Source organism: Velazquezella soli, from assembly GCF_977018685.1.
Window position 1 is genome coordinate 255,521 of sequence record NZ_CDRNXF010000001.1, and the last position, 14,723, is coordinate 270,243.

The 14,723-nt window shown below is 56.6% G+C and carries 12 protein-coding genes; 7 read left to right on the plus strand and 5 right to left on the minus strand.

The window, feature by feature from the left end; genetic code table 11:
• Nucleotides 1-30: 30 nt before the first annotated feature.
• Genes AC0JZ8_RS01300 through AC0JZ8_RS01330 form a run of 7 tightly spaced genes read left to right on the plus strand, consistent with a single transcriptional unit; the run spans nt 31 to nt 7,618 of the window.
• Nucleotides 31-885 carry an alpha/beta hydrolase gene (locus AC0JZ8_RS01300; protein ID WP_471891438.1) on the plus strand — a complete coding sequence of 285 codons (855 nt, stop codon included), beginning with the start codon at nt 31-33 and terminating at the stop codon, nt 883-885.
• A complete protein-coding gene (gene ggt, locus AC0JZ8_RS01305) occupies nt 882-2,492 on the plus strand; it encodes a gamma-glutamyltransferase (protein WP_471891439.1) in 1,611 nt (536 codons plus the stop codon). Before AC0JZ8_RS01300 ends, ggt begins: the two co-directional genes overlap by 4 nt.
• A 15-nt stretch (nt 2,493-2,507) precedes the next feature.
• Entirely contained in the window at nt 2,508-3,482 is a 975-nt protein-coding gene (locus AC0JZ8_RS01310) for an ABC transporter permease (protein WP_471891440.1), read from the plus strand.
• 4 nt (nt 3,483-3,486) lie between these two features.
• Complete coding sequence (locus AC0JZ8_RS01315) at nt 3,487-4,398, plus strand: ABC transporter permease (protein WP_113166033.1); 912 nt, start codon at nt 3,487-3,489, stop codon at nt 4,396-4,398.
• Entirely contained in the window at nt 4,398-5,375 is a 978-nt protein-coding gene (locus AC0JZ8_RS01320) for an ABC transporter ATP-binding protein (RefSeq protein ID WP_471891441.1), read from the plus strand. Before AC0JZ8_RS01315 ends, AC0JZ8_RS01320 begins: the two co-directional genes overlap by 1 nt.
• Complete coding sequence (locus tag AC0JZ8_RS01325; protein WP_471891442.1) at nt 5,375-6,391, plus strand: ABC transporter ATP-binding protein; 1,017 nt, start codon at nt 5,375-5,377, stop codon at nt 6,389-6,391. The genes AC0JZ8_RS01320 and AC0JZ8_RS01325 overlap by 1 nt, the downstream gene beginning before the upstream one ends.
• A 30-nt stretch (nt 6,392-6,421) precedes the next feature.
• Nucleotides 6,422-7,618 carry a M20 metallopeptidase family protein gene (locus AC0JZ8_RS01330; protein WP_471891443.1) on the plus strand — a complete coding sequence of 399 codons (1,197 nt, stop codon included), beginning with the start codon at nt 6,422-6,424 and terminating at the stop codon, nt 7,616-7,618.
• A 477-nt stretch (nt 7,619-8,095) separates the two neighbouring features.
• On the opposite strand, the gene AC0JZ8_RS01335 is transcribed toward AC0JZ8_RS01330, so the two are convergent.
• The 5 genes from AC0JZ8_RS01335 to AC0JZ8_RS01355 form a co-directional block, all read right to left on the minus strand.
• Nucleotides 8,096-9,145 carry an ElyC/SanA/YdcF family protein gene (locus tag AC0JZ8_RS01335; RefSeq protein WP_471891444.1) on the minus strand — a complete coding sequence of 350 codons (1,050 nt, stop codon included), beginning with the start codon at nt 9,143-9,145 and terminating at the stop codon, nt 8,096-8,098.
• A gap of 301 nt (nt 9,146-9,446) precedes the next feature.
• Complete coding sequence (locus AC0JZ8_RS01340) at nt 9,447-11,099, minus strand: ABC transporter permease (protein ID WP_192088214.1); 1,653 nt, start codon at nt 11,097-11,099, stop codon at nt 9,447-9,449.
• Nucleotides 11,096-12,181: an ABC transporter ATP-binding protein gene (locus tag AC0JZ8_RS01345; RefSeq protein WP_471891445.1), complete on the minus strand. Its 1,086-nt coding sequence runs from the start codon at nt 12,179-12,181 to the stop codon at nt 11,096-11,098. The genes AC0JZ8_RS01340 and AC0JZ8_RS01345 overlap by 4 nt, the downstream gene beginning before the upstream one ends.
• 27 nt (nt 12,182-12,208) lie before the next feature.
• The gene (locus AC0JZ8_RS01350) at nt 12,209-13,246 is read right to left on the minus strand and encodes an extracellular solute-binding protein (protein WP_113166040.1); all 1,038 of its coding nucleotides are present in this window, start codon (nt 13,244-13,246) and stop codon (nt 12,209-12,211) included.
• Nucleotides 13,247-13,578: 332 nt separating this feature from the next.
• Nucleotides 13,579-14,718: an ABC transporter substrate-binding protein gene (locus AC0JZ8_RS01355; RefSeq protein ID WP_113166049.1), complete on the minus strand. Its 1,140-nt coding sequence runs from the start codon at nt 14,716-14,718 to the stop codon at nt 13,579-13,581.
• Nucleotides 14,719-14,723 lie beyond the last annotated feature (5 nt).

Consider the following 14,723-nt stretch of genomic DNA (forward strand, 5'->3'; position numbering starts at 1 on the left):
CACCCGCCAAGCAAATTTCAGGAGATAACGATGCAGGAACTTGGAACGAGCGGCGCTGCCGCCCGTGCGCGGGAGATCTACGACTACGGTCAGACGGCAATCTTCGCGTCGACAGCGGATCCCCGCCTTCATATGCTGCTTTATGTCCCGCCGACAGCGGCGGATGGGCGAAGGATCGACCTGCTGGTCGCCGTGCATGGCACAGGCCGCACCTCGGCAATCGATTTCCGCGACGGCTTTGCTGAGTTCGGGCTTTACAACGACTGTGCCATCCTCTGTCCGATCTTCCCGATGAACGTTCTGGGCGACGGTGCCCGATCCGGCTACAAGTTTATGGAAGAGGGCGACATCCGCTACGACCGGATCGTGCTTTCAATGGTCGAGGAAATGGCTGCGAAATACGATCAGGACTGGTCGAAGTTCGCAATTTTTGGATTTTCAGGAGGCGGCCACTTCGCGCATCGTTTCGCGATCCTGCATCCCGAGCGGCTTTGGGCTGCATCCGTCGGCGCACCAGGTTCGGTGACGTTGCTCGACCCCGAGCGTGACTGGTGGGTTGGCGTGCGGGACCTCGAGGTTCGTTTCGGCAAGGCTTTTGACGCCGAAGCGCTATCCAGAGTGCCCGTGCATATGGTGGTTGGAGATGCCGATCTCGAAACCTGGGAAATCACCCACAAGCCTGGCAGCAAATATTACATGGAAGGCGCCAATGACGCCGGTGAAAACCGTCCTGCGCGCCTCGAAGCACTTGCCGATTCGTTCCGCGCGGCTGGCGTCGATGTAACCTTCGACAAGGTCGCCGGTGTGTCACACGACCGCATCAAGGTTCTCGGCCACGTCAAAGCCTTCCTTGCCAAGATTTTGAATGAAAGACGCATGAAATGAAGAATGCAACGATCGTCGCGCCGCAACCGGAGGCCGTAGAGGCTGGTGCTGCGGTTCTCGAGCGCGGCGGCAACGCCATCGATGCAGCGCTGGCCTGCGCATTCGTGCAGGGCGTCGTCGATCCGCAGATGTCGGGTATCGGTGGTTTCGGCTCGATGCATGTCTATATGCCCGGCAAGGGCGTACACGATATCCTCGAGTTCTATGCGCGTGCACCGCTGGCCGCGACACCTGACATGTGGGTGGAAAGGGTCAAGGGCGAGAGCCGAGATGGGTTCGGCTATATCCTCGACGGCAACATCTCTGACATCGGCTACCTTGCCGTTTGCACGCCGGGTTCGCTGAAGGGCTATGAAACTGCGCTACGCGACTACGGCACCTTCGATTGGGCCGACCTGATGGCGCCGGCTATCGACTACGCCCGCAACGGCTTCATGATCCGCAGTCACATGCATTGGTATTGGTCGAAGGATCAGTCCAACGATGGCTTTGCTAATACTCAGGACAAGCTCCGATACTCGGCAACGGGGCGTAATGTCTATTTCCGGGAAGACGGCTCGCTACGCGATGTGGGCGAGACATTGGTCAACCGGGACATGGCAGACACGTTGGAGCGTATTGCCAGAAGTGGTGGTTCGGACATTTTCTATCATGGTGAGATCGCGCAGCAGATCGCTGCCGACTTTGCTGCCAACGGCGGTCTCATTGGGCTGAATGACCTGGCAAAATACGAACTTTCGAAGGTGGCCCCGATCTGGGGCGAGTATCGGGGACATCGCATCGCAACTTCGCCACCACCTGGCTCCGGGTTTCCGATGCTCGAACTCCTTCTCATCCTAGAGAATTTCGACATTGGCGCCATGCAGCATTCGGGGACGAAGCATGTCCGCACGCTGTTCGAAGCGATGAAGCGCATGACGATCGACAAGGATGCGCATATGGGCGACCCGACCTATGTCGACGTGCCGTTCGAAAAGCTGCTTTCCAAAGAATATGCTGCCGCCCATGCGGCTTCGATCAAGGCCGGCGAACGTGTCGCCGTTTCTCGCCTGGACCGCTCGCAGCGCGACACCACGCATATCTCAGTGATCGACAAGCATGGCAATGCGGTGGCGATGACCCATACGCTTGGCAGCCCGTCCGGCGCTATCACCGACGGTCTCGGCTTCATGTACAACGGCACCATGAGCCGGTTCAATCCGTTCCCAGGCAAGCCGGGTTCGATTGCTCCCGGCAAGCGCCGGCCAAGTTCCGCGGCACCGACAATTGTCTTCAAGGACGAGCAGCCGTACATCGTCGTCGGTGCGCCGGGTGGCAGCTACATAGCCCCGGCAATTGCCCAGTCACTGATGAACATGATCGATTTCGACATGCCGGTGCTTGAAGCGGTCGCCGCTCCGCGCGTTGTCGGAGTGTCTAACAAGATCGATATCTCTAACCGCATTCGTCGTTCGGTGGAGAAAGAACTGCGCAGCGAGGGATACGACGTGGCGCGAACGCCGCAGACTTATGCTTTTGCCGCTGTCCATGCCATCAAGATCGAAGACGGTGTGTCGAGGGGCGCGGCCGATCCACAGCGCGATGGACTGTCGCTGTCCGTCGACTGATAAAGGAACTGCTTCATGGTTACGTCTATCATCAGAAGACTGATCCAAGCGCTCTTCGTCGTCCTTGCGATGACGGTGATCGTATTTGTCGGTGTGAGCGTCATTGGAAACCCAGTCGATATCCTTATCAACCCTGATGCCAATCAGGTTGAACGGGCGAGGGTCATTGCCCACTACGGGCTCGATCAGCCTCTATGGAAGCAATATTTTCTGTTCCTGCAAGGCCTCGCTCAGGGTAACTTCGGCGACAGCTTCGTCTATGGGCGACCGGCTCTCGGCCTGATCCTCGAACGCCTGCCGGCAACTTTGGAACTGGCGGTAACAGCGCTCGGGCTGGCACTTGTCGTCGGCTTGCCGCTCGGCCTCTATGCCGGTCTCTACCCCAACCGGATCTCGTCGCGTGTTATTATGACCGGCTCGATCCTCGGCTTCTCGCTGCCGACATTCTGGGTCGGGCTGATGCTGATCATGGTGTTTTCGGTCGAACTCGGCTGGCTGCCGACCAATGGTCGAGGCCCGACACGCGAGTTGCTGGGCGTACAATGGTCGTTCCTGACCCAGAATGGCCTCTGGCATCTGATGCTGCCGGCGCTCAACCTTGCACTCTTCAAGACTTCGCTGATCCTGCGGTTGACCCGTGCCGGCGTGCAGGAAGTGCTGCCGCAAGATTACGTTAAATTTGCCCGTGCAAAGGGACTGCGCGAGCGGCGGGTGATTTTTGTGCATGTGCTCAAGAACCTGATGATCCCGGTTGTCACCATCATCGGCCTGGAATTCGGCTCACTAATCGCATTTTCCGTCGTGACCGAGAGCATCTTTGCCTGGCCGGGCATGGGCAAGCTGATTATTGACTCGATCAACCTGCTCGATCGTCCCGTTATCGTCGCCTACCTGATGATGATGGTCCTGCTATTCGTCGTTTTGAACTTCCTGATCGACGTCTGCTACACGCTGCTGGACCCTCGTGTCCGGCTCGACTCCAAGGCTTAAAGTCATGATCGAAGCCCCCACTCCAGAAACCTCCAGCATCCCACCAGAACCAAGCCGCCTGCGTCGGCAGCTGCGCGATTTCATGCGCTCCCCCGGTGCGGTCGCCGGCCTCACGGTACTCTTGGTCATCATCTGTCTTGCCTTGCTCGCGCCGCTGATCTCGCCGCAGAATCCATATGACCTGATGCAGCTTGATATCATGGATGGCCGCTTGCCACCGGGGTCGGAATCGATGACGGGGCTGACCTATCATCTCGGAACAGACAGCCAAGGTCGCGACATTCTTTCGGGCATTCTGTACGGCCTGCGGACCTCGCTCGCGGTCGGCGTCCTGTCGGCTATTGCTGCAGCGGTGATCGGCACATCCGCCGGTCTGTTCGCTGCCTATGTCGGAGGCCGCACAGAGACGTTCATGATGCGGCTGGTCGATCTCCAGCTGTCCTTTCCGACCATTTTGATGGCATTGATGATGCTGGCGGTGCTCGGCAAGGGTGTCACCAACGTCATCATCGCGCTGATCATCGCCGAGTGGGCCACCTATGCCCGCACCGTGCGCGCTGCGGCACTGGTCGAGCGGGAGAAGGAGTATATTGAGGCGGCAAGGACTTTGCGGCTGCCGGGCTGGCGCATCCTCTTCAAACACTTGCTGCCCAACTGTCTCGCGCCGGTGATCGTCATCGGTACCATGCAGGTGGCACGCGCCATCGGACTTGAGGCGACACTGTCCTTCCTTGGCCTTGGAGCTTCGGTCACCGAACCGTCTTTGGGCATGCTGATCTCCACCGGCTACCAATATCTCCTGACCGGTCTTTACTGGATCAGCTTCTTCCCCGGCATCGCACTGCTCGTCACCATCGTCTCCATCAATCTCGTCGGCGACAGGCTGCGTGATGTGCTCAACCCGAGGAATGTCTGATGACAGCTCTTCTTGAAGTCAGCAATCTGGTCACCGAATTCGGTGGATCCCCAAAAAGCCCTGGCCTGCGGGCGGTCAACGACGTCTCGTTCAGCCTGCAGCGCGGACGGGTGCTGGGACTGGTCGGAGAATCTGGCTCCGGCAAATCCGTTACCGGGTTTTCGATCATGAGGCTCCTGGACAAGCCGGGCAGGGTGGCATCAGGCCAGATCATGTTCGATGGCCAAGACTTGGCGAAGGTCTCGGACGAAGGCATGCGGCGCCTGCGCGGCAAGCGCATCGCCATGGTTTTCCAAGATCCGATGATGACCCTGAACCCGGTGCTCACCATTGGCACCCAGATGATCGAGGCGGTTCGCGCGCATGATGACGTCTCCAAGGATGTCGCTCGCCAGCGCGCCCGTGACGCACTTGGGCTCGTCGGTATCCCGAGCCCGGAAGAGCGGCTGTCCGCTTACCCGCATCAGTTTTCAGGCGGTATGCGCCAGCGTGTGGCGATTGCCATCGCCGTCCTGCACCAGCCGGACCTGATCATCGCCGACGAACCTACGACAGCTCTGGACGTCACCATCCAGAGCCAGATCATCTCGGAATTCCAGAAGCTTGCTGAACAGTCGAATACGGCGGTCATTTGGATCACCCACGACCTCGCAATCGTCTCGCGGCTCGCGGACGACATAGCTGTGATGTATGCCGGCCGGCTCGTCGAGACCGGCACGGTGATGGAAGTGCTGGGGGACCCGCGACATCCCTATACCCGCGGCCTGATCGCATCGGTTCCTTCGGAAAACCGTCGTGGCGAGCCTTTGCGGCAAATCCCCGGAATGACGCCGTCGATCACCCGGCTGCCGAAGGGCTGTAGTTTCCAGACCCGGTGTGAACGCGTATCCGAGGGCTGTCTGATCATGCCGCCGCTCATCCCCGAAGACAACCGCGCCTTCCGCTGCATCCATCCCTACAGGAAGGCTGAAGCCTGATGACCGATATACAAGCCCCCCTGATCGAAACTCCCTTGATCGAAGCCTGCCACGTGTCCCGCCGTTTCGGCTCCAAGCCTGACCTGGCCGAAAAGATCGCTTTGAAGCTGCGCATCGCCAAGCCATCGCCGATCGTCCATGCCCTCGACGATGTCAGTTTGACGATCCGCCGTGGCGAGGTCGTCGGCCTGGTTGGCGAAAGCGGCTGCGGCAAGTCGACGCTCGGCCGCGTTATCGCCGGTATTATCCCGCCAAGCGACGGTGAAGTGGCATGGAATGGCGTCGATCGCGCGAAGATGACATCGAGCCAACAGCATATCGCGGGCCTTGCAACCCAGATGATTTTTCAAAACCCGATGGCGGCGCTCAACCCCCGCATGACGGTGGAAGAGCTTGTCTCCGAGGCGCCAAGGACGCATGGGCTTATCCCGAAGGGACAGCGCGCCGACTATATCGACCGCTATCTGACTTTGGCCGGTTTTGATCCGACGATGAAAAGCCGTTATCCGCACCAGTTCTCCGGCGGTCAGCGACAGCGCGTCAACATCGCCCGGGCGCTGGCCGTGCAGCCGGAGTTCATCGTCTGCGACGAGAGCGTCGCTGCGCTGGACGTTTCGATCCAGGCGCAGGTCATAAACCTGTTCATGGACCTGCGCGACCGGCTCGGCCTGACCTATCTGTTCGTCAGCCACGATCTCGGGGTCGTCGAGCACATCTCGGATCGCGTGGCGATCATGTATCTTGGGCGTATCGTCGAGGAAGCGCCAGTTGAGGAGGTATTTCGCCGACCCAACCATCCCTACACTCAGGCGCTGCTTGCGGAGGTCCCGCGTATCGAACCCGGCAAGCGACGGTTCAAGGCGGTCGAGGGCGAGCTGCCAAGCCCACTCAATCCGCCAAACGGTTGTCATTTCCATCCGCGCTGTCCGTTCGCAATGGACCGCTGTCGGGTTGAGATCCCGCTCAAAAAGGAAGTCGGTCCCGGTCATTTTTCGGCCTGTCACCTCAACGACTGACCCTTACCACATCTATCAGGAAATCAGACTATGACTGAACAATCCTCTACGTCGGGCATCAACGACATAGGCGCTCTCATCGCTGACTTGGTGAAACAAGATGAGCAGCGGTTTATTCAGATTCGCCGGCAGCTCCACGAATATCCCGAGATAGCTTTCGAGGAAGTCCGCACGGCAGCACTTGTAGCCCGTACGCTGACAGAACTGGGTATTGAACATACGACAGGCATAGGGCGAACCGGCGTTGTTGGGCATATCAGGGGCAAACGGCCAGGTCCGACACTGTTGATCCGGGGAGACATGGACGCTCTGCCCATGCAGGAAGAGACCGGGCTTGGCTATGCCAGCAAGATCCCGAACCGGATGCATGCCTGCGGTCATGACCTCCATACCGCTACCGTCTTGGCAGTGGGCGGGGTTTTGAAGCAGCTGGAAGATCGCCTTTGCGGGGATGTCCGGCTGGTGTTCCAACCTGCAGAGGAGGCGATCGGTGGCGCCAAAGAAATGATTGCCGATGGCGTAATGGAGGGCGTCGACATGGCGCTCAGCCTTCACAACCGTCCGGAACTGCCAGTCGGCAAATTCGGCATCGTGCATGGATACGCCACGTCGTCGGTAGATTCGTTCGACATCGTCGTGCGCGGCAAAGGTGGGCACGCGGCTCGGCCCTATGCTGCCGTCGATCCAATTGTCATTGCCGCCCATTTGGTCGGTCAAATCCAGACAATCGTTTCCAGAGATGTGCGAGCGCTTGACGCCTGCGTGGTGACAGTCGGCTCTATTCATGCCGGTGAGGCGCGAAACATCATACCGGAAATTTGCGAATTGAAGGGGACCGTGCGCAGCCGCCAGCCCGAGGCGCGCGATGCTGCGGAAATCGGTTTGCAGCGTCTGTGCGACGGTGTGGCACTGGCATTCAGGGCGACCTGCGACCTGACCTACACCCGTGGAACGCCCCCAATCTTCAATGATGAAGGCATGCTGACGAAAACGGTCGAAGCGATCGCCGCACAGCTGGGAGACGTCTCCATAGAGTTTGAGCCAAGCATGGGAGGCGAGGATTTCGCGCTCATGGCCGCAATGGTGCCGTCATTCCGCTTGCTCGTGGGCTCATCGCAGCCGGGCCGGAAGGACACGGTGCACAGTCCAAACTATCAGCCCGACGAGCGCTCGATTGCGTTCGGTACGATGGCTCTCGCCAGAACCGTAGTCGATGTGCTGAGCTGAAATTCCAACAAGAGGTGTGCAGAATACCTCACTCACCGGCTTCGATCAGTAACCTCGCTCTTTTCCAGGTATGACCCGGTCTGCAACTTCTTTCGTATTTTGTAGCTTTAGCGAGCCCGTGCGATCAGGCACAGTTTACGTCACGCATCACTTTGGACACCCCTGGATATCCTGATTGCGCGTTGGTGCAACAAGGAGCATTTCATAAATGCCCGAGCAAAATGAATTCCCAGCTAGTAGCTTATGCCGCAATGAACTTAGAACGTCGAAAAGAGCCGTAAATTATCTGCTTACTTGCACCGGACCACGTGTCCATGGTTCGTATTGGTCCAAGGCGAGCCTTCGACGCTTTGACGCCCAGTGTCCGGGTTAGCACGGTAGGCGCATCCCCGCACTGAAACTGCGATCATGCAGATCCTGGTAGACAGGTCGGGTTGTCAACGAACAGTCATCGGGACATAGCGGCCATGAGTTCATTCACTGTTGCAGCCCTGGATAGGCCCAAATGCCGGATACACGCATCAGATCTCTGTAGATCGTCATTCTTTCTGCTTCGGTAACCTTCGCAGCCTTGGCAGCGTTGTCTGCATCAAGCGCATTCAGTGGGGTGACGACAGTGCGCAAGTCCTTCTGAGCCAGTGCTTCTTCTAGCAACGTGTGAGCCCGCCGCATGTGGCTAGAACTAGTAATGAGCAGTACGGTGTCTGCCTGGTGGCGAGTCAACAACGTCGCGGCGTTGAGGACATTGCCTATCGTGTCTCTCGACTTGTCCTCAATGAGGATACGGCCGCGGTCGATCCCTTTCTCCACGAGCCACTTCATCATGAGATCACCCTCGGTTACGCCGCTTTTCGGGACGCCGCCGGATACCAGTATCATGGCCTCCGGATTGGCTAGTGCCGCCTTGAGCGTAACATCAAGCCTGTCAAGCAAGGGCTGTTGCATGATGCCACCATCTCCGAGGGCGTAGCCGAGCGTCAGGATGACGACCTTGCCGGTGATGGTTCGTACATCGAAATTCAGGGTGTTCGCCATGATCTTCTCGGCGGCTAGGAAACGTTTGCGGTAGGCGTCAGCCCGATCCATATCCATGCCGGCTAGCGCCGTGTGCGCGAGTTCCGCACTATCCTTGTCCTGCTTGATATGGGCGATGGCCTCAAGCCATGCCTGCGCCTCGAAGGCATTAGGATTTTTCTCGAGGATGCCTTGGTATGTCAACGCTGCTTCATCCAGCTTCTTCTGGAGGATTTGCGTGGACGCGATGGCGTAACGGAAGTCCATACGCTCCGGTGCAAGCTTGGAAGCCTCGGCAAAGGCAGCCTCGACAACGTCGTACTTTCCGTGAAGCGTTATGCCCTTGAAGACTTCACTCTCGGCCTTTTTGACGTCTCCCCCCGTCCAGTAATATCGCATACCAGTATCAACGAGTTCCTTGATGCGGCCTGCGTTGGACTGGTCGAATCCGAGGGCGGGTGATGTGCTCAGAGCTGTAAATAGAGCAAGTAGGCAAATGCTTCTTTGGATCATGATGAGCTCCCTTTATGACAATTTTTTAGCCCGAATGAAGACTGCGCTTCATATCGGCGATGCTACCCGGAGCCATGCTATCGTCTTCCTGCGGTAAGCTATGTCTATCTGGATAGAGTCCCTGTAAAGGCGGTCGAGCTTTGCATCTCGACGTGCTCCGCATCACGTAGGTTGTTGCGCTTTCAGTAAGATGCGGAAGCCCTTCGGTCCATACATTGCGTTAGGTGATTAGCGACATATCCCCTTACGCGTCTGGTACCCGATGTGGGTGCAGACGCGTACTATAGGGGCGCCCTGCTTGTTATACCCGTAGTTCCTTCTGACCTCCAGGCATCCGCATGAGCAGAATAAGAGAAAGAATGGTTAGGCAAAGTAGTAGCGTGGAGAGAGCTGCTGCAGTCCCGAGCTGACCTCTAATCACCTCTGCGTAGATCCCGAGCGAAAGTGTTTGGGTCGAAACATTATACAAAAATAGCGTCGTACTTAGCTCAGTAATGATCGTTACCCAGCTAAGAACGGCGCCTGATAGTATCCCTGGCGCGAGTGCTGGAATAATGACCCGTGTGAACGTGCGAAATTTTGAGGCTCCGAGGCTAATAGCCGCTTCTTCAACTGTCGGGCTGAGTTGATGCATCAAAGCAGTAGTTGAACGCACAGAATAAGGGAGCCGCCGGATTGTGAGTGCGATTATCATAATGGCGATGGTGCCCGTTAACGGTAAAGCTCCGTCGTTAAACGTTGCTACAAGCGCAATGCCGATCACGAGGCCAGGTACGACGTATGGCACCATCGTCATTGTATCGAGCGCGCTGCTGAGAGCACCTTTGCGTCGCACCGTCAGATACGCGACCAAAACGGCGACCACGACAAGAATTGCGAGGGCGGCGAGGCCAATACCGAAAGTGTTGGTCACATATCGAATTATATCGCGCTGAGACTTCGTGTAGTTTTCAAACGTGTAGCCATTGACGAACTGGCCATAGAGCGTTTTGCGGAAAGAACTAACAATGACGACAACGAGAGGCGCGAGAGCAAGCGTCACAAACCCGTACACATAACTATGTACTGCCCACAGCCTCCAACCATTTAAAGAGCGTGGCTCGATAGGGCGCATTGCCGTCATGGTAAATGTGCGGCGTTCAACAAAATATCTCTGAACCACGAAGACCGTTAGCGTTACAGCCATGACAATGACGGCGATTGCCGCCGCGAAGTTATGGTCGGTACTTACTTCCCCGACGAAGGAAGTGTAAATAAGAACAGGAATGGTGCGGAAGCCCTGTCCAATGAGCATAGGCGTTCCGAAATCCGCAAATGCCCTCACAAACACGAGCAGACTTCCAGCAAGCACTGTTGGCCATAGCAGCGGAAGGATCACTTTGCGGATGCGACGCCATCCAGTCGCCCCAAGGTTTTCTGCGGCTTCGAGAACGGAGACATCAACCGTTCGCCAGGCTCCCATCAGGTACGTGAAAATGAGCGGAACGAGTTGCAGTGTCAAAACGAGTATAATACCGGAAAATCCATAGATGCTTGGCGGCTTTATGCCGAACATGGTCTGCATAGCGCGCGAGAGCATGCCGTTATTGCCCAACAGCAGAATCCATGAGTATGCACCGATAAATGGCGGTGACATCATCGATGCCAGGATAAGGATCTGGATTGTGCGGTTTCCGCGCACCCGATACATCGCCATGAAATAAGCGAGCGGGAAGGCCACGACGAGAGCCAGCACCGTCACGCAAACCGTAACCAGAACGCTGTTCAAAAGCGTCATATAGTACAGGCGGGAAGAGAAGAACGTTCTGAAGCCCTCGAGACTGAACTCGTCTCCACGCATGACGCTGCTGATGAGTACTTGTATCAGTGGCCAGATCACCAACAGCAGATAGCCAGTTGTTAGACCAACGGCGATGGAAGTCCATCCATCGAAACGCTGCCGGCGCGCGCTCATGTCCTGCCCCCAGTCATAATAGAGTGGCCGGTCGAGGCATCGAAAAAGGTAAGCATCTCAGAGTTGAACGTGAGAGAGACTTTCTCGCCTTTTCTCCACAATGATGCGCGATGGGAGAACTCCAGAAATTCGACTAGTTCGCCATTATTCAGTTGCGCGCGAACCTGCGAGTGGGACCCGAGGAATGTCTCATCTACGATCTCCGCCTTCAGACCGTCTGCAGCGGCTGCTACAGCCTCTGGGCGAATAGAAACGATAACAGGTCCGCTGAATGTCGGATCTATAACCGAAGATACATCTATAACGGCGCCATCACCCATATCGACGTGAGAAGCGCCGTCCTTCAGCGTCAAGACGCGCTGTAAGAGGTTGGTCTTCCCTATAAATTCGGCAACAAAGCGATTTGCCGGATTTCTATAAATTTCAGAAGGCGGCCCGACTTGCTGCACCACGCCGAGGTTCATAATAGCGATCCTGTCTGACACCGCCATCGCCTCTTCCTGGTCATGTGTGACGTAGACCGTTGTGATGCCCGCTTTGCGTTGTGCGTCTTTGATAGTGTCGCGCATCTCGACGCGAAGCTTGGCGTCAAGGTTGGAAAGCGGTTCGTCCATCAACAAAACGGCAGGCTGGATGACAAGAGCGCGGGCTAGTGCGACACGCTGCTGCTGGCCCCCGGACATTTGTCCGGGAAGCCGATCTCTGAGGTGATCCATATGAACGGAAGCTAGCGCCTCCTGCACACGCCTCTCGCTTTCGGGACGCCCGACCGAGCGGGTCTCTAAACCGAAGACAACGTTTTTGGCTGCGGTCATGTGCGGAAAGAGAGCGTAATTTTGAAAAACCATGCCAATGTTTCTATCGGCAGGGGGTTGGTCGTTGACCGGAACTCCGTCGAAGGCAATCGTTCCGGACTCAATTGAATTGAAACCAACGATCATTCTTAGCAACGTAGTCTTTCCACAACCGGACGGACCCAGCAAAGTGAAAAATTCGCCATCTTCGATTTCGAGACTGAGGTCTTCAATAGCAACCTGGCCATTGTACTCCTTGCGAAGGGAGCGCAGCGCAATTTTTGTCATGATACAGTTCCTGACCCAAAGCCGGTGTTAGAGCGCTTCCTCAAGAACCTTTTTGTACTTCGCAACGATTTCGCCGCGGTGTTTGGCGACGTAGGGGCCGTCTTCCTGAATGGTAGGAATGTCGGCCAAAGCTGGCAGGCCGGGTTTGGTAACTCCGTTGCGTAGCGGGCGGCCCGCGGTTTTCTCGGCCAAGAGAGTCTGACCTTCTTCCGAAATGACGAAGTCGACAAAGGCCTTGGCAGCAGGCTGGTTTGGGCCACCTTTGATGACTTGGATCGTGGCCGGCAAGAAAGCGGCACCTTCTTTCGGATAAACGATCTCAACGGGTGCGCCACTGTTCACGAAATTTAGTGAAAGCGGTTCGTAGGTAAGGCCGACAACGTATTCGCCGGCAGCCACGTCTTTCGCAACTTGGCTTGAGGAGCTAATTGTAATCCCGTTGAGCTGAGTGACAAGCTTGCGAACAAAATCCCACCCTTGCTGAGATTCATAATCGCCTCCGACAGCCTTCAAGATATTTGTAAGCTGGGCAAATGCAGATGACGAACTGGTCGGGTCGCCGAAAGCAATCTTACCCTTAAGTTCTGGCTTTAGCAGGTCGGCGTAGCTTGTAATTGTAAGGCCTGCCGAGCTGGCCGCATCTTTATTTACAAGAAGATTAGATCCATCCGCCTGGTACGGCGTGAAGAATCCAGTCGCGTTTTTTCCTGCGTCCACCATGTTGCTATCTTGTGGCGAGACGTATTTTTCCCAAAGCTCGATATTGGTGTTTGCCTGCGCAGCACCGCCGCCGAACATGACGTCGCCCTGGGGATTTGCCGACTCTGAGCGAACTCGTTGATAGAGTTCTCCAGTTCCCGCCGTAACTATTTGGACTTCGACGCCTGATTTCTCCTCGAAGACCGGAACGAGGCTATCCAGCATGCCTTGTTCGTTCGGTGTGTAGACGACAAGTGTAGTTCCGGCGATTTTGCCTTGTTCTTGAGCTAAGGCGTTCGGAATTACCGCAGTAGCAAACGCTGCGATCGCGAGTGCTGCTGTGGTGAGGAAGTGGGTATGACGCATTTGGGTTCCTTCTCTATCAGCCGATTGGCATTAGTGGCAGCATTCTTCTTCTTTAAACGGGAAATGCACACCCAAGCTAAATCTCTGATTTAGGTGGGTGAGATGTGTCATAAAACTGTCATAAATCTAACTGTGTCAAGCCGATAGTGGGCGGTTGGTAGTGGAGCAAGTCGTGGTTTCGTCTGATCATCGCAAGTTAAACGCGAGAAATTAGATGCATCTAAACTCTTCAAGAAAACGGGCGTTACTAGACGACCGACACTTGCTTACTTAGGCGATGAGCAGCAGTCGTTGAGAACGAGCCCCACGTATTTCAACGTGGGGCGGAGCCTTTATCGCGAATTGGTCAGCCAGAAATCCTGCCAGTCCTGAAGCTTGGCGAAGTCGTCCGGCGTCGTTTCCGAATGGTTGACGTAGAGGCGGTCGATGACGTTGGCGATACCGGATGCTTCGTCTGCAGGCATTTTCGCGTCCGTGTTGGTTGAGATCTTGCCGTCGGACAGCTGCGGTGCCATTCCTTCTTCGGTCATCATGAAGTGGACAAACAATTTGGCGGTGTTCGGGCTTTTCGTGCCGGCAGCGATCACCGCGACTCGCGGGGTGAGTTGGCCGACCCAAGGCTTCATTTCCTTGCAGATGCCCATGCCATAACCATCCTTCTTGGCGTCGCGAAAAATGGCGGCGCTAAGAAAGCCGATCGGGGGCTTTTCGTCCGCAGCGCCGACGATCGGCCCGACATCGGTATCACTCTTGGTAACCTTCAGCTTGTTCTGGGCCAGGCGTTTGACCCATTCGGCGGTCGCACTTGCCTCGTTGGTCTTCAACTCCTCGCCGAACTGGGCCTTATAGGCCTCGCGCATGGCCTCGTCCTCGTGGGTCGCAAGCTGGTTGAACCAGAACATGGTCTCATTGCGCAGCAGCGGATCAGGAATGGCAACGCGGCCTTTCCATTCCTGTGTGGTCAAGGCCCAGAGATTGTCGACCGGGCAGGTCTCGCCGTGCACGCTTGTGTTATAGGCGAAGACCCATGGATTGTTGCTGGTAATCGCCGGGCTCTGGTATTGCATCGGGATCTTAGCCTTGAGGTCCGGCGCAAGCCAGGAGATCCCGAAACCCTGGGGCAGGATCTGGCTCGCCACCGACGGCAAATTGCTCATGTTGAAGACGTCGGTGCGTACATTGCCTGCTGCTGCTTCACGGGCGATGATCTGTTCCTGGTCCTGGCCGCTCATCTTGACGCCGGTCGCCTTCAGACCGTATTTTTGCGAAAAGTTTTCGGCCATCGAGACGATCTTGCCGGTGGCGTCGATGACGGTGATCGGCCCTTCCTTCTTAGCCGCTTTGATCAGCGCCTCCAACGAGTAGGCGCTGTCGGCAATGCCGATGTCCTTTGCTTCTTGCCCCGCGGCAGCCGTCAGGCCGATGGTCATAACGGACGCGCCCGCCAGTAGATGGATCAGTGTTCTAGGCATGTATT

What these genes read in the sequence shown, in the direction of transcription:
- AC0JZ8_RS01350 (WP_113166040.1), bottom strand. Translation starts at nt 13,246, where the DNA reads ATGCGTCATACCCACTTCCTCACCACAGCAGCACTCGCGATCGCAGCG.
- AC0JZ8_RS01325 (WP_471891442.1), top strand. Translation starts at nt 5,375, where the DNA reads ATGACCGATATACAAGCCCCCCTGATCGAAACTCCCTTGATCGAAGCC.
- AC0JZ8_RS01310 (WP_471891440.1), top strand. Translation starts at nt 2,508, where the DNA reads ATGGTTACGTCTATCATCAGAAGACTGATCCAAGCGCTCTTCGTCGTC.
- AC0JZ8_RS01355 (WP_113166049.1), bottom strand. Translation starts at nt 14,718, where the DNA reads ATGCCTAGAACACTGATCCATCTACTGGCGGGCGCGTCCGTTATGACC.
- ggt (WP_471891439.1), top strand. Translation starts at nt 882, where the DNA reads ATGAAGAATGCAACGATCGTCGCGCCGCAACCGGAGGCCGTAGAGGCT.
- AC0JZ8_RS01330 (WP_471891443.1), top strand. Translation starts at nt 6,422, where the DNA reads ATGACTGAACAATCCTCTACGTCGGGCATCAACGACATAGGCGCTCTC.
- AC0JZ8_RS01340 (WP_192088214.1), bottom strand. Translation starts at nt 11,099, where the DNA reads ATGAGCGCGCGCCGGCAGCGTTTCGATGGATGGACTTCCATCGCCGTT.
- AC0JZ8_RS01335 (WP_471891444.1), bottom strand. Translation starts at nt 9,145, where the DNA reads ATGATCCAAAGAAGCATTTGCCTACTTGCTCTATTTACAGCTCTGAGC.
- AC0JZ8_RS01345 (WP_471891445.1), bottom strand. Translation starts at nt 12,181, where the DNA reads ATGACAAAAATTGCGCTGCGCTCCCTTCGCAAGGAGTACAATGGCCAG.
- AC0JZ8_RS01315 (WP_113166033.1), top strand. Translation starts at nt 3,487, where the DNA reads ATGATCGAAGCCCCCACTCCAGAAACCTCCAGCATCCCACCAGAACCA.
- AC0JZ8_RS01300 (WP_471891438.1), top strand. Translation starts at nt 31, where the DNA reads ATGCAGGAACTTGGAACGAGCGGCGCTGCCGCCCGTGCGCGGGAGATC.
- AC0JZ8_RS01320 (WP_471891441.1), top strand. Translation starts at nt 4,398, where the DNA reads ATGACAGCTCTTCTTGAAGTCAGCAATCTGGTCACCGAATTCGGTGGA.